Genomic DNA, 17,806 nt, shown 5'->3' on the forward strand with positions numbered 1-17,806 from the left:
CATCTCCACGGAAGGCAGGCATTATCCAGTACTTGCAGTTCTTGCCAAGTGGAACTGAATGCTTGTCGGCGGGGCGCCGCCAGTGGACACCCGGCAGTGGGATGGCTCCATCGCTAGCGGGCCTCTATCCTTCGACTCCGGCCTTATCTGAGGATGGATTTTCGTAACCATGATCTTTCCCCGTCATGCTCGTCCGTTGTTTGCCGGACTGTCCGCTCTTCTATTGCTGGCCCTTTGGCTATCTCTCGCCTTGGGGCCGGTCAGTCTGCCCTTGGGAGAGACACTGCGCGCTGCCCTGCATCTGGCGGGGCTGCCTGTCGATGGTGAAGGGCTGGAGCAGGCTGAGCTGATTCTTGGCCAGATCCGACTGCCACGGGCTTTGCTGGGGCTCGCCATTGGTGTGGTGTTAGCCCTCACCGGCGTGGCGATGCAGGGGTTGTTTCGCAATCCATTGGCCGATCCGAGCCTGATCGGGGTTTCCAGCGGTGCGGCCCTCGGTGGAGCGTTGGCCATCGTCGGTGGCACAGCGCTGGGGGGGCTGCCCGAAGCCATCGCAGCCTATCTCTTGTCGGCATGCGCCTTCGCAGGTGGCCTGGGGGTGACCTTGCTGGTCTACCGCCTGGGCAGGCGTGAGGGGCAGACGAGCGTTGCCACGATGCTACTGGCCGGTATTGCGCTAACAGCGTTGGCCGGTGCGGTGATCGGTCTTTTCACCTACATGGCTGATGACGCCACTCTGCGCAGCCTGACCTTCTGGAACATGGGTAGTCTGAACAGCGCCAGTTACGCACGTTTATGGCCGCTGCTGCTGGTTACGCTGCTCGTGCTCTGCTGGTTGCCGCGCCGGGCCAAAGGGCTCAATGCATTGCTGCTGGGTGAGTCCGAGGCGCGGCATCTGGGCGTTGACGTGGAGCGCTTGAAGCGCGAACTGGTGATCTGCACTGCATTGGGCGTCGGAGTAGCGGTGGCTGCTGCGGGGCTGATCGGCTTCATCGGTCTCGTGGTGCCACACCTGGTGCGCATCGTCACGGGGCCCGACCATCGCATACTGTTGCCGGCGTCGGCGTTGGCGGGGGGCTGTCTCATGCTGCTGGCCGACTTGGTTGCACGGATGGTGCTGGCGCCGGCAGAGCTGCCGATCGGCATCGTCACGGCGCTGCTCGGAGCGCCGTTCTTTCTTTATCTGCTGCTGCGAGGTCGCCACTGATGTTGCACGTCGAGCGGCTGGAAGTGCGGCGTGGCGCCAGATGCGTGCTGGCTGATGTCGATCTGGTCTTGCAGCCCGGGCAAATGCTCGGCGTGCTGGGTCCTAACGGCGCGGGCAAAAGTACCTTGCTGGGCGCCTTGTCAGGTGAGCTGAGCGCGTCTGCCGGCTCTGTAACCTTCGATGGACGATCGGTGCGCGACTGGAGTGGTCCAATGCGAGCGCGCAGATTGGCCGTGTTGCCACAAAGCTCGACGCTGAGTTTCGACTTCTGGGTCGAGGAGGTCGTCAGCTTGGCGCGCTTGCCCCATGAAACCGGCAGCGCCCATGACGCGCAGGTAGTAGCGCAAGCCTTGCAGGCAGCAGATGCCAGTCACCTTGCCGGGCGCAGTTATCTGGCCCTGTCCGGGGGTGAGCGCCAGCGCGTGCACCTGGCCCGGGTGCTGGCGCAACTCTGGCCGGGCGAGCCTGGGCAGGTGCTGTTGCTGGATGAACCTACCTCCATGCTTGATCCCTTGCACCAGCACACTATCTTGCAGGCGGTACGCGCCTTTGCTGAGCGGGGCGTGTCTGTGCTGGTGATACTGCATGACCTCAATCTGGCCGCCCGTTACTGCGATCGCCTGCTGCTGCTCGCCGCGGGGCGACCTTTTGTGCTGGGCACGCCAGAGCAGGTATTGTGCGCCGAGCCTCTCAAGGCCGTGTTCGGTCTGGAGGTGCTGGTGCAGCGCCACCCTGAGCGCGGGCATCCGTTAATAGTCGCGCGCTGAAACGACGCAAGGACAATCAATGAGATTTCTCCTGATCTGCTGGATCGGACTGCTGGCTGCTTGTCAGAGCCTCCCCCCGCTACCGGCCTGGCAGAGCCCCGAAGGCCGCGACCGGCTGGACCTGGGCGTCATCCGCGATCTGCGTAGTGGCGACCAGCTTACGCCCCGGCAGCTAGTCGGGCGCCTGGCCGGCTCTTCCCGCGTCCTGGTGGGCGAGCAGCATGACAATCCCGATCATCACGCCCTTCAACTCTGGTTGCTGCAAGCGATGGAAGCCCGGCGTGCGCAGGGCAGCCTGTTGCTGGAAATGCTCGACCCGGACCAGCAGGTCCTGGTCGACTCCGCTCACAAGGCTTCAGCTGCCGGCCAGGCATCAGCAAACCTCCCGCAAGCACTGGCCTGGCAGAAGAATTGGGAATGGACGTTCTATGGGCCGATTGTGCGCCATGCGCTGGAGCAGCCTTACCCCTTGCTGGCGGCCAATCTTGATCGCAGCGAGATCAAGCTGATCTATCAGACGCGGCCAACCTTGCAGGGCCAGGCATCCACTGCGGAGGCGGTACGCGGACCTCTGCTGGAGCAGATTCGCGAATCCCACTGCGGGTTGCTGCCGGAGTCGCAGATGCCCGCGATGCTGGCCGTCCAGCAGCAGCGTGACCGCCGCATGGCTGAGCAGCTGCTGGCGGCCCCGCAACCGGCAATGCTGTTCGCGGGTGCCTTTCATGTTCGCCGCGACTTGGGCGTCCCCCTGCACCTGACCGATCTGGGAAGTGGTGAGGGTAATGCCGTGCTGATCCTGTCGGAGGTTGGCAAGCCGGTGGACGCTGGCGCAGCGGACTACGTCTGGTACACGGCCGCATTACCTCCTGTCGACCACTGCGCGGGGATCCGCGAGCGTCTTCCTGCGGCGCGTTGATTGGTAGAAGGGGAGTCGCCTGGCACGGCTCCCGAACCACGGGGAAAAAAGACCCGGCAATGTGCCGGGTCAAAAACCGTGATTAGCCTGATGAGGAGATAATCTGAATAGCCTTACTGCTTGGCTTTCCAGCTTACCGACCGATCTCGCGATCAGTTGAGTAAATAATAACGATTATCACTCGCGAGTCAATGCTTGATTGGCAATTCCTGCAGGTGCGGCGGCACCAGGTAAAGAAGAACCCGGCATCGGGCCGAGTTCTGGATGGTGCTCAGGAAATAGGCAGTAGCCTGAGTTGGGTGACTTCCTTGTTCAGCAGGTCGATGCGCCGCGCCATGCTTTCGATAAGGCTGTGGGCAATCCGCGGATTGCTCTGCATCAGGCTCAGGAACTGATCCTTCGGAATGACCATTACAGTGCAGGGCTCGCTTGCCTTGACCGTGGCGCTGCGGCGTTCGCGGGTAAAGACTGCCATTGCGCCGAAGATTTCATCCTTCTGCACGTCGCCCACTTTCTGTCCATCGACGAACGCCTCTGCGTGGCCTTCGATAATGATGAATACATGATCTGCCTCGTCGCCTTGCTGGATGAGCTCATCCCCGCGGGCAAAGTGTTGGAAGCCCGTCGACGGGCGTACGTCCGGTTGTTTCAGGCGAGCTATCGCGTCTGAAAGCAGCGCGGTATGCCCCACCAGGTACTGGATGAAGAGCTCCTGTCGTCTCTCGTTCGCGTAGATGTGCTTGAACACGCTGCTCCGGCTGTAAGGCCGCAAGCTTATGGGCTCGTCGCTGCAGTATCGGCAGCTGGGGAGTTCAATGCCTTGGCGCAAGCCGAGCAGATCCCCCTCTTGCAGGTAGAAGAGCGGGCGCTCTTCTACCACGGCATGCAGCAGGCCGTTTTCGATCAGGTACAGCTGGTTGGCAGGGAGAACTTGCGCAAGGTCTTCGGCATGCTCCAGGCGAAGCGGTGGCCCCGATGGCTCAAGTCCTTCTAGCAATTGGCCGGGGATGCCTTGCAGGCGGTTGATTAACTGGTCGGCGTAGGCCGGTTGCTCCCCGAGTAGGTACATGACCGTAATTCCTTGAACTGACTGGAGTGCCTGAACGCACGAAGATCCCCGAAACAATAGGGCGCGTCGCTTCTTCCGTAAATCACTCCACTCGGAGGTTGTGAGCTAGCTCTTATTGTGGGAGACCGGGGTGTCCAGCTGATGGTTCAGCTCGGCTTTGTGCCCGGGAGGCAGGTCATTCCAGTGCACGTCCAGCAAGGCGCCTTCAATCGCGTAGAGCAGGACCTTGGATGCTCGGAAGCCTCGGGCCCGCACAGCCTTATAGGCTCCGACCGCGCCAAGGCGCCGCAGATCAGACAAGTTGTGGATGCCCACCGCATGCAGCCACTGGGCAGATGTCTTGCCAAGGTTTCTCAGGTGTTGCAGTTCGTCGTTCATCGAGCCTCCTTGCGATGGATTGGGCGCGAGAGTGGTCAGCAACTGGTGCCTGAGCCAAGTGTAGCGGTCAATGTGCAATATGGCTTTGTGCTATCGCCAGGCGGCATAAGCAGCCGGCGAGTGGCTGGTAGAAGGGCGATCAACGGTGCAGCGGGTGCAGAAAGCCAGGTGCCGGATGGCGATGGATACGTTCGCTTGGATGTTCGCTGAATCCATGTCAGCGCAAGAGATGGCCGCGGCGGAAACTACCGTCGCGGCCGTGAGCAGGAGGCGTTGGTTTCAGAACCCAGGGAGGTGCTGGCGGATGCGCTCCACCAGATTGTCGAGGCTGGCCTCCTGGTCTGTATCGATGCGCTTGCTTTGTGTCTGCTCGCTGGCGTCAAGCGCTTCACGACTCGCTTGCTGCGCGTGCACGACGTCCATGGTCGCATCCGAAGGGTCTCCACCCAGCGCCTGCCGTTGGGCGATCCAGGAGGCAATGACTGCATCCGGAGCATGGCAGTCGAGAATCAGGAAAGGAGTGCCGGTGTCCTCTGCGACGTCCCTGGCAGCTTCCCGCTGGGCATGCTTGAGAAAAGTCGCGTCGATGACCACTGGGAAGCCGGCGTGCAGGGCGATCTTTGCCAGTTGGTTGAGGCGCGCGTAGGTGGCAGCACTGGCATCATCGTTATAGATGCCGGACTTCAGCCCTGCCTGCTCGTTCAGTTGATCACCGAAGAGTCGCTTGCGCTCGACATCTGAGCGCAGACGAATGGCGCCCAAGGCTTCGACCAGGCGCAGGGCCACGTGGCTCTTGCCCGAACCTGATACGCCATGGGTGATGGCCAGGAAGGGGGAGGGGATGGCGCTATAGCTTTCCGCCAGGCCCGCATAGTTGCGGTATTGACGGAGCGTCGCAGCCTTCTGCACCGCATCGGCCTGGTGTGCCAGGCTGAACAGGGCGATCTTGGCGCGCACCAGCGCACGATAAGCCTTGTAGAAGTTCAGCAGTTCAAGCCCCTGGTAGTCACCGGTGTGCTCGAGGTATTCGCTAACCAGTCGGCGCGAGAGGGACTTCAGGCCGCGGTCTTCCAGGTCCATGGCAATGAATGCGATGTCGGCATAGACATCCGTAAAGCGGAAGGGCTCGTTGAACTCGATGCAGTCGAACAGAACCACCTGGCCATTGATCAGGGTGGCGTTACCCAGATGGATATCGCCGTGACATTCGCGGATGAAACCATCCTGTTTGCGTTGTGTCAGCAGCGGCTTGAGTCGCTCGAAGCTGGTCTCAGCCCAGGCCTCAAGGGCCTCGAGTTGTTGCAGATCGGCTTTTTCCGTGAGGAATGGGCGGATCTGTTCGAAATTCTGGCGTACCGGCGCCATGACGGCCTCGGGTGTCCCGAGCGGGTGCTCGGCAGCAACCTGCGGGGCGGCCATGTGGAAGCTGGCAATCTGCGCCGCAAGGGCATCGATATGTGCAGGTGTCAGCTCGCCCCGTGCCTGCAGGGCGCTGAGCAGGTTGTCCTGGGGGAACTGGCGCATTTTCAGCACATATTCGATGGCCGGTGCCGCGCCGCCGATCAGGGGCGACTCCTCGCTGCCAGTCACGGGCAGAACTTCGAGATAGAGGTCCTGGGTCAGGCGCTGGTTGAGGCGCAGTTCCTCATCACAGAAGTGCTTGCGCGCCTCGAGACGGGTGAAGTCGAGGAAGCCGAAGTCGACCGGCTTCTTGATCTTGTAGGCGAACTCCCCGGTGAGCAGCACCCAGGAGATGTGCGTTTCGATCACCTGGAAACCGGCCACTGGGTGAGGATAGAGGGCCGGGTTCTGCAGGGCGGCTATCAGCTGCTGGCTCACGGTTGATCCTTGTTAATGGCGGTGTCAGAACTCGGCATTATGGCCGTTGTACGCCTGGCTGCAAACCGTCAGAGCTGCCTGTTGGCTGTGGATAAAGTGCGTATAATGCGCCGCCATGACACGTCCCAGATCCCCCCGCTCCCGCTCTAAACGCCGCTCCGGCGGTTTTCGTCCATGGCTAGGCTGGGCCTTGAAGCTTGGCCTCGTCGGCCTTGTTATCCTGGCCGGATTCGCCATCTACCTTGATGCCGTCGTCCAGGAGAAATTCTCCGGCAAGCGTTGGACCGTGCCGGCGAAGGTGTATGCGCGGCCCTTGGAGTTGTTCGTAGGGCTCAAACTTTCCAAGGATGACTTCCTCAAGGAGTTGGACGCCCTCGGATATCGCCGCGAAAGCCTGTCCAATGGTCCGGGCGCCGCGTCGGTCGCCGGCAGTACCGTGGACCTGAATACCCGAGGCTTCCAGTTCTATGAAGGTGCAGAGCCTGCCCAGAGGGTCCGGGTGCGGTTTTCAGGCGATTACGTGGCCGGACTCACTCAGGCCAACGGTGCCAATCTGGCTGTTGCGCGGCTGGAGCCTCTGCTGATTGGCGGCCTTTATCCCGCGCACCATGAAGATCGCGTACTGGTCAAATTGGACGAGGTGCCGGCCTACCTGATCGAAACCCTGGTGGCGGTGGAAGATCGTGAATACTTCAACCACTTCGGGGTATCGCCCAAGTCGATTGCGCGCGCATTCTGGGTCAATGCCACCGCCGGCGAACTGCGCCAGGGTGGCAGTACGCTGACCCAGCAGCTGGTGAAGAACTTCTACCTGACCAATGAACGCAGCATCTCGCGCAAGGCCACTGAGGCGATGATGGCAGTGTTGCTGGAGCTGCATTACGACAAACGCGAGATTCTCGAGGCATACCTCAACGAGGTGTTCCTCGGCCAGGATGGCCAGCGCGCCATCCATGGTTTCGGGCTGGCCAGCCAGTACTTTTTCAGTCAGCCGATCTCGGAGCTGAAACTGCATCAGATCGCCATGCTGGTCGGCATGGTCAAGGGACCGTCTTACTACAATCCGCGACGTTTCCCGGAACGGGCACTGGAGCGGCGTAACCTGGTGATCGATTTGCTGGCCGAGCAGGGCGTCGTCACCATGGACGAAGCCGCGGCGGCGAAGCAGAAGCCGCTGGGAGTAACTCAGCGTGGCAGCCTGGCAGATAGTTCCTATCCGGCGTTCCTCGACCTGGTCAAGCGCCAGCTGCGTAATGACTACCGGGAAGAAGACCTGACGGATGAAGGCTTGCGAATCTTCACCAGCTTCGACCCCATCCTGCAGTCGAAGGCCGAAACCGCACTGAACGAGACCCTCAAACGGCTGCAAGGTCGCAAAGGTGTCGATCAGGTCGAGTCCGCAATGGTGGTGAGTAATCCGGAGACCGGCGAAATCCAGGCGCTGATTGGCAGCCGGCAACCCCGTTTTGCTGGCTTCAACCGTGCCGTGGATGCGGTGCGCCCGATTGGCTCGTTGATCAAGCCCGCTGTTTATCTGACGGCACTGGAGCGGCCCAGCCAATACACCTTGACCAGTTGGGTGACTGACGAGCCGTTCTCGGTAAAAGGCCAGGATGGCCAGGTATGGCGTCCGCAGAACTACGATCGACGGGCCCACGGCACGATCTACCTCTATCAGGGGCTGGCGAACTCTTACAACTTGTCGACTGCCAAACTCGGCCTGGAACTGGGCGTTCCGAATGTGCTCAAAACTCTTGAAAGGTTGGGTGTTTCTCGGGAGTGGCCGGCTTATCCCTCAATGCTCCTGGGGGCCGGCGCTCTGAGTCCGATGGAGGTCGCAACCATGTACCAGACCTTGGCAAATGGCGGTTTCAATACCCCACTACGGGCGATTCGCAGTGTGCTGACTGCAGAAGGGGAGCCTCTCAAGCGTTATCCCTTCCAGATTCAGCAGCGCTTCGATCCGGGCGCCATCTATCTGGTGCAGAACGCCATGCAACGCGTAATGCGCGAAGGTACTGCGCGCTCGGTTTACAGCCAGTTGCCGTCTTCGTTGACGCTGGCTGGCAAGACCGGAACCACCAACGACTCCCGCGACAGTTGGTTTGCGGGCTTCAGTCAGGATTTGCTGGCTGTTGTATGGCTGGGGCGTGATGACAATGGCAAGACGCCTCTGACCGGCGCTACTGGGGCATTGCAGGTGTGGACCAGTTTCATGCGCAAGGCCGATCCGCTGCCCCTGGATATGCCGATGCCGGAAAATGTCGTTCAGGCCTGGATTGACCCGCACAGTGGCCAGGGGTCCGACCCCAGTTGTCCGGGGGCAGTACAGATACCCTACATTCGCGGCAGCGAGCCTGTGGCAGGCGCTCCGTGTGGATTGGGCGCGCCCGTGGACTCAGTGATGGACTGGGTCCGCGGTTGGATGCAATAGCAGAGAGGAATCGAAGTGAGTAAAGCCTGGATACCTGCCCTTGCGGCGATGGCCTTGTTGGCTGGCTGCGCAACCCCGCAGCGTGGCGCTATCCCTGTCGTTGACTCCGGGGCTCCGCTCTCTGAGCTGGAGCACGGGGCGGCTGGGGGCGGCCGTTACAACCCGGCACCTACTGCTTCGCAGAGTGTGCCTCAGGACTCCGGCGTCGTGGTCATGGTTCCTGGCGCGAGCGGAGGTGTTGCTCAAGGTGTGCCGGCTCCCAGTGCGCCTATCAGCGGCAGCATTACCAGCGGTGGCATCACCCCTGGGCCAATTACGAATGGGCCTATCTCGAACGGGGCTGCGTTCCCGAACTCGGTGCCTGCCGGAAGCTACAGTGTGCCGACACCCATCGCGCCGAGCGGGATTCCTGGCAGCAGCGGCCTGTCGGCTGACGAGCAGCTCGACGGCCCCGTGTTGGCACTCCTGACCACTGCGCAGCAGCAGCAGGGTGGTGGTGACCTCAACGGAGCCGCGGCAAGTCTCGAACGCGCCCAGCGAATTGCCCCGCGTGAACCGCAAGTGCTGTATCGCTTGGCGCAGGTTCGTCTGGCCCAGGGGGATGCCCCGCAGGCAGAACAGTTCGCCCGTCGCGCCTTGACCTATGCCAACGGCCGTCCAGCCATGCAGGCCAGCCTGTGGGAGCTCATCGCCCGCGCCCGGGAGAGTCAAGGTGATATGGCAGGCGCTGCCCTTGCACGTAGCAAGGCAAAGGTCAATCTCTGATGGACCCGCGCTGCGTCGATCTGGCAGAGCAACTGCTGCTTGTCGAGTGCGAGTTGCGTAAGCTCGGCTACTGGTCCGAATTGCCGCCCAGCCCGGATGCCTTGGCTAGTCAGGCGCCGTTCTGTGTCGACACCCTGGCTTTCGAGCAGTGGTTGCAGTGGATTTTCCTGCCGAGGATGAAGATCATCGTCGAAAATGACCTTGATCTGCCGCAGGCATCAGGAATCAGGCCAATGGCGGAAGTTGCCTACCGCGAGCGGCTCGTCGAAGTGCATGGCTTGCTCAATGTGCTGGGAGAGTTTGATCGCCTGATCGGCAGCGCAACCTGAGTTAGTGCGCCGGCTTAATCAATTGCAGTTCTCGGCAATCGCTTTTTCGGTTTCCCGGATCCGCGCTTGGCGCTCGTCTTCGGTGATACGGCGGACTTCACCGTCCACCTCGGTGCGCAGGCGAGGGTTGTTCTGCAGTTGGGCCAGGTTCGTACGCACTGTCTCGCAGTATTTGCGGCGCTCAGCCTCCTGGCTCGCGACTTCCGCCCTCACTTTCTCGTTGATGGCCTTCTGATCGCCTTGAGGCTTCGCTTCGGGAGTTGGGGCTTGAGGTGCAGGAGTCGGTCGTGGCGTGGGGTTCTCGAACGTCGGCCGGTTGGCGTCAGGCTTGGGTGCTGATGTACTTACGCTTGCGGCAGCCTGGCCTTCCGGTGGCTGCGAGCCGAAGTGCGTAATGCCTTGCGCATCGACCCACTTGTAGACTTGGCCGGCGATGACGGAGGTGCTCAAAGCCAACAGCAAGCTGCCGGCGATAATCATGCGATGCATGCAGTGTCCTTCTGTGCGCTTCGAAACCTGTCAAACACTATAACCAAAAGCCAGCGACCGTGATCCTGCGTCGCGTCACAGCAATCCATTCAAGATTCCGCAACGGATTACTTGACTTGTGCTGTGCTAATCCGAAGAATCCAAGGTTCGCTGTTGTAGTGGGCCGGCCGCAAGTCGGAAGCTGCAGCAGACGATGAGGTGCACACCCGCGCCGACCTGTTATCCCCGCAACGCGTTACCTCGCGCTGGGTGGGAAAGCCCCGCAACAACTCTCAGGGGCCGACCCAATGCTTGCTCAGTCAGTAGCTGACGTAGTCGGCGACCACCAGTCGCTCACGCTCTGCTTGCAAGCAAACCTATTCAGGCCGTCCGGTCGCGGGCGGTTTTCTGGCGTTCTAGAGGTGAAAAACGTGGAGCTTTTATCTGGCGCTGAAATGGTCGTCCGCTCGTTGCGTGACGAAGGCGTTAAGTACATTTACGGGTACCCGGGTGGTGCCCTCCTGCATATCTACGATGCCCTGTTCAAGGAAAACGACGTCACGCACATCCTGGTCCGTCATGAGCAGGCTGCTACCCACATGGCTGACGGCTATGCCCGTGCTACCGGTAAACCCGGGGTGGTGCTGGTAACGTCTGGCCCCGGTGCGACCAATGCCATCACCGGCATCGCCACCGCCTACATGGACTCCATCCCGATGGTGATCCTGTCCGGCCAGGTCCCGAGCAACATGGTCGGTACCGACGCCTTCCAGGAGACCGACATGGTCGGTATCTCGCGTCCGATCGTGAAGCACAGCTTCATCGTCAAGCATCCCTCGGAAATCCCTGAGGTGATCAAGAAGGCTTTCTACCTGGCTCAGTCCGGTCGTCCCGGCCCTGTTGTGGTCGACATTCCGAAGGACATGGGCGACCCGACCCAGAAGTTCGAATACAGCTATCCGAAGAAGGTCAAGCTGCGCTCCTACAGTCCTGCTGTACGCGGTCACTCCGGCCAGATTCGCAAGGCTGCTGAGATGCTTCTCGCGGCCAAGCGTCCGATCCTCTATGCCGGTGGTGGCGTGATCATGGGCGGAGCTTCGGAGCACCTGACCGAACTGGCCAAGATGTTGAATCTGCCGGTCACCAATACCCTGATGGGGCTTGGCGCCTATCCGGGAACAGACCGCCAGTTCGTCGGCATGCTCGGTATGCACGGCAGCTATACCGCCAACCTCGCGATGCACCATGCAGACGTGATTCTGGCCGTTGGTGCGCGCTTCGACGACCGCGTCATCAATGGCGCGGCCAAGTTCTGCCCGAACGCCAAGATCATCCACATCGATATCGATCCGGCCTCGATCTCCAAGACCATCAAGGCGGATATCCCGATCGTCGGGCCGGTTGATAGCGTGCTGTCCGAGATGGTCGCCATCCTCAAGGAAATCGGTGACGCGCCCAGCAAGGAAAACGTTGCCAGCTGGTGGAAGCAGATCGAAGAGTGGCGCGGCGGTCGTGACCTGTTCCCCTATGACAAGGGGGACGGTGTAATTATCAAGCCACAGACGGTGATCGAGACTCTCTGGGAAGTGACCAAGGGCGACGCCTACATCACCTCCGATGTCGGTCAGCACCAGATGTTCGCTGCGCAGTACTACCGCTTTGATAAGCCGAATCGCTGGATCAACTCCGGTGGCCTCGGCACCATGGGCTTTGGCTTCCCGGCTGCCATGGGTATCAAGCTGAGCTTCCCCGAGTCCGATGTGGCCTGTGTCACGGGCGAGGGCAGCATCCAGATGAATATCCAGGAGTTGTCGACCTGCCTGCAGTACGATCTGCCGGTGAAGATCGTCAACCTGAACAACGGTGCTCTGGGCATGGTTCGCCAATGGCAGGACATGCAGTACAACAGCCGTTACTCGCATTCCTACATGGAGTCGCTGCCGGACTTCGTCAAGCTGGCCGAAGCCTATGGCCATGTCGGCATCCGCGTCACTGATCCGAAAGATCTGAAGTCGAAGATGGAGGAGGCGTTCGCCCTCAAGAATCGCCTGGTGTTCCTCGATATCCAGGTGGATTCCAGTGAGCACGTCTACCCGATGCAGATCAGAGATGGTGCCATGCGTGACATGTGGCTGAGCAAGACGGAGCGGACCTGAACATGCGACACATCATCTCCCTGCTGCTGGAAAACGAGCCTGGTGCGTTGTCTCGCGTCGTAGGTCTCTTCTCTCAGCGCAACTACAACATCGAAAGCCTGACCGTGGCGCCAACCGAAGACCCGACGCTGTCGCGCCTGACGTTGACCACAGTTGGCCACGATGAGGTGATCGAGCAGATCACCAAGAACCTCAACAAGCTGATCGAAGTGGTCAAATTGGTGAACCTGTCGGAGAGTGCCCACATCGAGCGCGAGCTGATGCTGGTCAAGGTCAAGGCCACCGGCGCCCAGCGCGCCGAGGTTAAGCGCACCACCGACATCTTCCGTGGCCAGATCGTCGACGTGACCAGCAGCGTCTACACGATCCAGCTGGCAGGTACCAGCGACAAGCTGGACAGCTTCATCCAGGCCATCGGCACCAGCTCGATACTGGAAACCGTACGCAGTGGCGTCACCGGCATTGCCCGTGGAGACAAAGTGCTGACTATCTGATCGCAGTCATGAAAAACCCCGCCTGGTGCGGGGTTTTTTATTGCCCGGATTTTACTGGCGGCGATTCCAGAACGCTGCGATCAGCGGGTCCTTGAGGCGTTTTTCCAGGGCGAACAGGCCGATGTCGTAGGCGGCCAATGGCGGCTGGATATCGTAGATGCAGATGCGCGCGGTCAGTGGGCTGTTGTCGAGCACGATCTGCGGAACCACGCCAATACCAAACCCCAGGCTCACCATGCTAACGATGGCCTCGTTGCCGCTCACCTGGGCATAGATGCGCGGCTTGATGCCGTGGCTTTTCAGCCAGCGGTCGGTCCGGGTCCGGGCCAGGCCTTCTTCCGAGAGAATCATCGGCACGTCCTTCCAGCTCTGCGCCGTGGGCTGCCTCAGTTGTTCTCCTGTCAGCAGTTGAGGTGACTGTGGGCCGATAAAACGCAGCTCCGAGCGGGTAATCGACTGGAAGTCGACGCCGGCTGGCAGGTTGTCGGGCCGGGCACCGATGGCAAGATCCTCCAGCCCTTGTTGCACCCGCTCGACGGCCTTTGCGGGGTCGCCGGTGTGCAGCTTCATTTCGATGCGCGGGTAGTCCTGGCGGAAGCTGCTCAGGATGTCGTAGAGGAAGCTGTAGCTCGCCGTCACCGAGCAATACAGGGAGAGTTCGCCGTGCAGCTCCAATTGGTCCTGCATGAGTCGTTGGCGGATGGCATGCCAGCCGCTCATGACCTCGCTCGCGTATTCGCGGAACTGCTGCCCCTCGCGGGTTAGCTGAACCGAGCGGCTGTCGCGCACGAACAGTGGTGCGCCAAGTTCGTCCTCGAGCTGCTTGATGCTGCGACTGAGCGCGGAGGGGCTGACATGCTGCTCGCGGCTGGTTTTGCCGAAGTGCAGGTTGTCTGCCAGGGAAAGAAAGAGCCTGAGGGAGTGGTTGTCCATGAGCGTTTCGATTGCCGGCACATTGCGTTGCGAATATATCATTTTACGCAATGGATCGAATCGCTTAATGTGCTCTTGTCGCGGTGCGCGCACCCCATCCCTTTCGCTATAAAAGAGTCAGGAACATGAAAGTTTATTACGACAAAGACTGTGACCTCTCGATCATCCAAGGCAAGAAAGTTGCCATCATCGGTTACGGTTCACAAGGCCACGCTCACGCGTGCAACCTGAAAGATTCCGGTGTGGACGTGACTGTTGGTCTGCGTCCTGGCTCCGCCACCGTTGCCAAGGCCGAGGCCCATGGCCTGACCGTCAAGAGCGTGCCGGAAGCCGTTGCCGCCGCCGACCTGGTCATGATCCTGACCCCGGACGAATTCCAATCCAGGCTGTACAAGGAAGAAGTCGAGCCGAACCTGAAGAAGGGTGCCACCCTGGCCTTCGCCCACGGCTTCGCCATCCACTACAACCAGGTTGTTCCGCGTGCCGACCTCGACGTGATCATGATCGCGCCGAAGGCCCCGGGCCACACCGTACGTTCCGAGTTCGTCAAGGGCGGCGGCATCCCTGACCTGGTAGCCATCTACCAGGACGCTTCCGGCAATGCCAAGAACGTTGCCCTGTCCTACGCCTGCGGCGTGGGCGGCGGCCGTACCGGCATCATCGAAACCACCTTCAAGGACGAGACCGAGACCGACCTGTTTGGCGAGCAGGCTGTTCTGTGCGGTGGTTGCGTCGAGCTGGTCAAGGCCGGTTTCGAGACTCTGGTTGAAGCCGGTTACGCGCCGGAAATGGCCTACTTCGAGTGCCTGCACGAGCTGAAGCTGATCGTCGACCTGATGTACGAAGGCGGCATCGCCAACATGAACTACTCGATCTCGAACAACGCCGAGTACGGTGAGTACGTCACTGGTCCGGAAGTCATCAACGCCGAATCCCGCCAGGCCATGCGCAATGCTCTCAAGCGCATCCAGGACGGCGAATACGCCAAGATGTTCATCCAGGAAGGCGCTTCGAACTACGCTTCGATGACTGCTTACCGCCGCAACAATGCTGCTCACCCGATCGAGCAGGTTGGTGAGCGTCTGCGCGCAATGATGCCGTGGATCTCGGCCAACAAGATCGTCGACAAGACCAAGAACTAAGGTCTGAACGACGGGAAAGAACGCGGCCAAGGCCGCGTTCTTTCGTTATGGGACCAGTGTTCTGGTATAAAACCACTTCGCCGGATGGCGCTTCATTGTCGAAGTGGCCATTCTCGACCACCTCATTCCGTAAGCGATGCAAGGATGTTGTTCATGAGTGAACGTCCCGAAGAGCCGAATCAACCTGCCGATAACGACAGCCTGCTTCCCATCGACGAGCATGTCGAAGAGGGGCAAGACGCCGAAGGGCGCAAGGTGCGGCATCGTGGTATCTACCTGCTGCCCAACCTGTTCACCACCGCCAACTTGTTCGCTGGTTTCTATGCCATCGTCAACGCCATGAGCGGCAACTTCTCAGTGGCGGCCGCCACCATCTTCGTCGCCATGGTGCTGGACAGCCTCGATGGCCGTGTAGCCCGTCTCACCAACACCCAGAGTGCCTTCGGAGCCGAGTACGATTCGCTCTCGGACATGGTCGCCTTCGGTGTAGCACCCGCGCTTCTGGCCTTCGAGTGGGCGCTGAGTGGCCTGGGTAGCGTCGGCCTGACCGTTGCCTTCATCTACGTTGCTGGTGCGGCCCTGCGGCTGGCGCGTTTCAATACCCAAATCGGCAAGGTAGACAAGCGTTACTTCATTGGCCTTGCCAGCCCCGCAGCGGCGGGCGTAGTGGCGGGTACCGTCTGGGCCTTCAGCGATTTCGGTATCAAGGGCTCGAATATGTCGTTCATCGTAGCCCTGTTGGTGGCGCTGGCTGGCATGCTGATGGTGAGCAATATCAAGTTCTACAGCTTCAAGGACCTGGACCTGAAGGGGCGCGTGCCATTCGTGGCCATTCTCATTGTGGTGCTGGCGTTTGCCGTCGTCTTCAGTGACCCGCCGCGCATCCTCCTGCTGATCTTCCTGGCTTACGCTGCGTCCGGCCCGGTGCAATACTTGCTCCAACTGCGCCGCCGCAAACAGGTCGAGTGATGTAATTTCTTAGTGGCTCCGCAGTCTACTGGGCATGTCTGCCTACTGTTGCGGAGCCACCATGCTGATCCACACCCCTCCTTCTTCCGCTTGCCGTGAGCATGAAGTCACGTCTGAAACGGTCTACCTTTCCCGTCGCCGGTTGCTGGCCGCTGCGGGAGGTCTCGCGGCCTCGGTATCCTTGCCGGGGCATTCGCAGGCTGGTTCGACCTACTCTGATGTCGAGCCCGGCCAGCTGCCTGCCTGGTTTTCCGAGAAGCTATCTGCGGCGCGCTGGCAGGCCATGACGCCAGGTAATGAGTCGGTCACGCCTTTCAAAGATGCGACCCATTACAACAACTTCTACGAGTTCGGCACAAACAAAGGCGATCCGGCGCGCTACGCGGAGGAGATGCGCATCGAGCCCTGGGCCGTGCGTATCGAAGGGGAAGTCGCCAGGCCGGGTATTTACTCGGTGGAAGACCTGGCCAAGCCCCATGGCCTTGAGGAGCGTATTTATCGCCTGCGTTGCGTCGAGGCCTGGTCCATGGTCATTCCCTGGCTGGGCTTTCCTCTGGCCGATCTGCTCAGGCGGGTAGAGCCGACCAGCAAGGCGAAATACGTCAGCTTCGAGACTCGGCTCGCACCGGACGAAATGGCGGGCGTGCGCTCGGGCTTTTCCTTGATCGACTGGCCCTATGTGGAAGGCTTGCGACTGGATGAAGCCATGCATCCACTGACCATCCTCGCTGTGGGCATGTACGGTCGCGTCCTGCCGCACCAGAATGGCGCGCCGCTGCGTTTGGTGGTGCCCTGGAAGTATGGCTTCAAGAGCATAAAGTCCATTGTGCGTATCAGTCTGGTCAGTGAGCAGCCGCGCACCACGTGGGAATCCATAGCGCCAGAGGAATATGGCTTCTATTCAAACGTCAATCCCGAGGTGGATCATCCTCGCTGGAGCCAGGCACACGAACGGCGCCTTCCCAGTGGGCTATTCAGCCCGAACATAGTGCCGACGCGCATGTTCAATGGCTATGACGAAGTGGCTGGTCTCTATACGGGGCTGGATTTGAGGAAGTACTACTGATGCGTTTCAGACCCTGGCGACTTTTCATTTTCCTGTTGGCGCTGGTGCCTGTCTGCCTGTGGTTGTACCAGGCCTGGATCTTTGCTCTTGGGCCGGACCCGGGAAAGGTGCTAGTCGACAGGTTGGGCCTGGCGGCACTGTGGTTCCTGCTGATCACCCTTGCTATGACGCCGCTGCAGAAATCGACTGGTTGGGGAGGGTGGATTGCAGTGCGGCGTCAGCTGGGCCTCTGGTGCTTCACTTATGTGGGGCTGCATATCGGTGCTTACGCCGTTTTTTTGCTGGGCCTGGATATGCAGCAGTTGCTGGTCGACTTGGGCAAGCGGCCCTATATCTTCGTTGGCGCCTTGGGGTTCAGCGGTTTGTTGGCACTGGCGGCCACTTCGAATCGCTTCAGTGTCCGACGCCTGGGTAGGCGCTGGAAGCAGCTGCATCGCCTGGTCTATGCCGTTCTGGTCATTGCGCTGCTGCATATGCTCTGGGTGGTACGGGCGGATATGGCCGAGTGGTCCGGATATGCGCTCACTGGCGCTTTCCTTATGCTGCTGCGCGCGCCGGGCGTGGTGCGCTTTCTGTCGAGGCTTTCCGCACTCTTCAGGCGGGATGACAAAAAAGTTTCAATATAGTGTTGACGGCGCGTTTTGGATCCCTATAATGCGCACCTCTTCCGGCGCAGTCGCCAAGTAAAACTCCTTGAGATTCAATGAGTTAAGCTTGATAGACGATGAGCTGGAAGGTTCTTGCCTTGCAAGGCTCGCCAGTGGCGAGGGAGGCTGGAAAGGAGGTGTTGACAGCGAGTTTGAATGCTGTAAGATTCGCCTCCCGCTGACGAGAAGAGAGATCGGATCGAAGGCGCAAGCGGTTGAGTAGAAAC

General features: G+C 60.4%; 17 protein-coding genes. 12 read left to right on the plus strand and 5 right to left on the minus strand.

What is annotated here, in order from left to right; all coding sequences use genetic code 11:
- The first annotated feature begins 169 nt into the window (after positions 1-169).
- From J7302_RS25465 to J7302_RS25475, 3 genes are read left to right on the plus strand one after another with little or no spacing between them, the layout of a single operon-like run.
- A complete protein-coding gene (locus tag J7302_RS25465) occupies positions 170-1,207 on the plus strand; it encodes a FecCD family ABC transporter permease (RefSeq protein ID WP_394359115.1) in 1,038 nt (345 codons plus the stop codon).
- On the plus strand, positions 1,207-1,974 hold the full coding sequence (locus J7302_RS25470; protein WP_215381449.1) for a heme ABC transporter ATP-binding protein: 768 nt from the start codon (positions 1,207-1,209) through the stop codon (positions 1,972-1,974). The genes J7302_RS25465 and J7302_RS25470 overlap by 1 nt, the downstream gene beginning before the upstream one ends.
- Positions 1,975-1,993: 19 nt before the next feature.
- A complete protein-coding gene (locus J7302_RS25475; RefSeq protein WP_215381451.1) occupies positions 1,994-2,890 on the plus strand; it encodes a ChaN family lipoprotein in 897 nt (298 codons plus the stop codon).
- A 271-nt stretch (positions 2,891-3,161) separates the two neighbouring features.
- Here J7302_RS25475 and J7302_RS25480 read toward each other — a convergent pair whose 3' ends face one another.
- The 3 genes from J7302_RS25480 to J7302_RS25490 all read right to left on the minus strand — a co-directional run bounded on the left by J7302_RS25480 (position 3,162) and on the right by J7302_RS25490 (position 6,176).
- Positions 3,162-3,959 carry a cyclic nucleotide-binding domain-containing protein gene (locus J7302_RS25480; RefSeq protein ID WP_215381453.1) on the minus strand — a complete coding sequence of 266 codons (798 nt, stop codon included), beginning with the start codon at positions 3,957-3,959 and terminating at the stop codon, positions 3,162-3,164.
- Between the two features lie 105 nt (positions 3,960-4,064).
- Complete coding sequence (locus J7302_RS25485) at positions 4,065-4,337, minus strand: TfoX/Sxy family protein (protein ID WP_215381455.1); 273 nt, start codon at positions 4,335-4,337, stop codon at positions 4,065-4,067.
- Positions 4,338-4,616: 279 nt separating this feature from the next.
- Complete coding sequence (locus J7302_RS25490; protein WP_215381458.1) at positions 4,617-6,176, minus strand: bifunctional aminoglycoside phosphotransferase/ATP-binding protein; 1,560 nt, start codon at positions 6,174-6,176, stop codon at positions 4,617-4,619.
- A 115-nt stretch (positions 6,177-6,291) separates the two neighbouring features.
- Between J7302_RS25490 and mrcB the strand changes: the two genes are divergently transcribed.
- The 3 genes from mrcB to J7302_RS25505 are packed head-to-tail and all read left to right on the plus strand — an operon-like array spanning position 6,292 to position 9,704.
- Entirely contained in the window at positions 6,292-8,610 is a 2,319-nt protein-coding gene (gene mrcB, locus J7302_RS25495; protein WP_215381461.1) for a penicillin-binding protein 1B, read from the plus strand.
- 15 nt (positions 8,611-8,625) lie between these two features.
- Entirely contained in the window at positions 8,626-9,375 is a 750-nt protein-coding gene (locus tag J7302_RS25500; protein ID WP_215381464.1) for a tetratricopeptide repeat protein, read from the plus strand.
- Entirely contained in the window at positions 9,375-9,704 is a 330-nt protein-coding gene (locus J7302_RS25505; protein WP_215381467.1) for a YqcC family protein, read from the plus strand. Before J7302_RS25500 ends, J7302_RS25505 begins: the two co-directional genes overlap by 1 nt.
- Before the next feature lie 18 nt (positions 9,705-9,722).
- On the opposite strand, the gene J7302_RS25510 is transcribed toward J7302_RS25505, so the two are convergent.
- Positions 9,723-10,193: a DUF4124 domain-containing protein gene (locus tag J7302_RS25510; RefSeq protein ID WP_215381469.1), complete on the minus strand. Its 471-nt coding sequence runs from the start codon at positions 10,191-10,193 to the stop codon at positions 9,723-9,725.
- Between the two features lie 410 nt (positions 10,194-10,603).
- Here J7302_RS25510 and J7302_RS25515 point away from each other — a divergent pair, with 410 nt between their 5' ends.
- On the plus strand, positions 10,604-12,328 hold the full coding sequence (locus tag J7302_RS25515) for an acetolactate synthase 3 large subunit (protein ID WP_215381471.1): 1,725 nt from the start codon (positions 10,604-10,606) through the stop codon (positions 12,326-12,328).
- 2 nt (positions 12,329-12,330) lie between these two features.
- Positions 12,331-12,822, plus strand: coding sequence for an acetolactate synthase small subunit (gene ilvN, locus J7302_RS25520; protein ID WP_215381473.1), 492 nt, complete (start codon positions 12,331-12,333; stop codon positions 12,820-12,822).
- Between the two features lie 51 nt (positions 12,823-12,873).
- Here the strand turns inward: ilvN and ilvY are convergent, their stop codons facing one another.
- Entirely contained in the window at positions 12,874-13,755 is an 882-nt protein-coding gene (ilvY, locus tag J7302_RS25525) for an HTH-type transcriptional activator IlvY (protein WP_215381474.1), read from the minus strand.
- Positions 13,756-13,838: 83 nt separating this feature from the next.
- Between ilvY and ilvC the strand changes: the two genes are divergently transcribed.
- From ilvC to msrQ, 4 genes are all read left to right on the plus strand, one after another.
- A complete protein-coding gene (gene ilvC, locus J7302_RS25530) occupies positions 13,839-14,897 on the plus strand; it encodes a ketol-acid reductoisomerase (protein WP_349814477.1) in 1,059 nt (352 codons plus the stop codon).
- 153 nt (positions 14,898-15,050) lie between these two features.
- Complete coding sequence (gene pssA / locus J7302_RS25535) at positions 15,051-15,866, plus strand: CDP-diacylglycerol--serine O-phosphatidyltransferase (protein WP_215381477.1); 816 nt, start codon at positions 15,051-15,053, stop codon at positions 15,864-15,866.
- Between the two features lie 61 nt (positions 15,867-15,927).
- On the plus strand, positions 15,928-16,932 hold the full coding sequence (msrP, locus tag J7302_RS25540; RefSeq protein WP_215381478.1) for a protein-methionine-sulfoxide reductase catalytic subunit MsrP: 1,005 nt from the start codon (positions 15,928-15,930) through the stop codon (positions 16,930-16,932).
- On the plus strand, positions 16,932-17,558 hold the full coding sequence (msrQ, locus tag J7302_RS25545) for a protein-methionine-sulfoxide reductase heme-binding subunit MsrQ (RefSeq protein WP_215381479.1): 627 nt from the start codon (positions 16,932-16,934) through the stop codon (positions 17,556-17,558). Before msrP ends, msrQ begins: the two co-directional genes overlap by 1 nt.
- The last annotated feature ends 248 nt before the right edge of the window (positions 17,559-17,806 follow it).

Source organism: Metapseudomonas boanensis (assembly GCF_018704125.1).
Taxonomy (GTDB): domain Bacteria; phylum Pseudomonadota; class Gammaproteobacteria; order Pseudomonadales; family Pseudomonadaceae; genus Metapseudomonas; species Metapseudomonas boanensis.

What these genes read in the sequence shown, in the direction of transcription:
- ilvN (WP_215381473.1), top strand. Translation starts at nt 12,331, where the DNA reads ATGCGACACATCATCTCCCTGCTGCTGGAAAACGAGCCTGGTGCGTTG.
- mrcB (WP_215381461.1), top strand. Translation starts at nt 6,292, where the DNA reads ATGACACGTCCCAGATCCCCCCGCTCCCGCTCTAAACGCCGCTCCGGC.
- J7302_RS25485 (WP_215381455.1), bottom strand. Translation starts at nt 4,337, where the DNA reads ATGAACGACGAACTGCAACACCTGAGAAACCTTGGCAAGACATCTGCC.
- J7302_RS25465 (WP_394359115.1), top strand. Translation starts at nt 170, where the DNA reads ATGATCTTTCCCCGTCATGCTCGTCCGTTGTTTGCCGGACTGTCCGCT.
- J7302_RS25510 (WP_215381469.1), bottom strand. Translation starts at nt 10,193, where the DNA reads ATGCATCGCATGATTATCGCCGGCAGCTTGCTGTTGGCTTTGAGCACC.
- J7302_RS25470 (WP_215381449.1), top strand. Translation starts at nt 1,207, where the DNA reads ATGTTGCACGTCGAGCGGCTGGAAGTGCGGCGTGGCGCCAGATGCGTG.
- pssA (WP_215381477.1), top strand. Translation starts at nt 15,051, where the DNA reads ATGAGTGAACGTCCCGAAGAGCCGAATCAACCTGCCGATAACGACAGC.
- msrP (WP_215381478.1), top strand. Translation starts at nt 15,928, where the DNA reads ATGCTGATCCACACCCCTCCTTCTTCCGCTTGCCGTGAGCATGAAGTC.
- J7302_RS25480 (WP_215381453.1), bottom strand. Translation starts at nt 3,959, where the DNA reads ATGTACCTACTCGGGGAGCAACCGGCCTACGCCGACCAGTTAATCAAC.
- ilvY (WP_215381474.1), bottom strand. Translation starts at nt 13,755, where the DNA reads ATGGACAACCACTCCCTCAGGCTCTTTCTTTCCCTGGCAGACAACCTG.
- msrQ (WP_215381479.1), top strand. Translation starts at nt 16,932, where the DNA reads ATGCGTTTCAGACCCTGGCGACTTTTCATTTTCCTGTTGGCGCTGGTG.
- J7302_RS25475 (WP_215381451.1), top strand. Translation starts at nt 1,994, where the DNA reads ATGAGATTTCTCCTGATCTGCTGGATCGGACTGCTGGCTGCTTGTCAG.
- J7302_RS25505 (WP_215381467.1), top strand. Translation starts at nt 9,375, where the DNA reads ATGGACCCGCGCTGCGTCGATCTGGCAGAGCAACTGCTGCTTGTCGAG.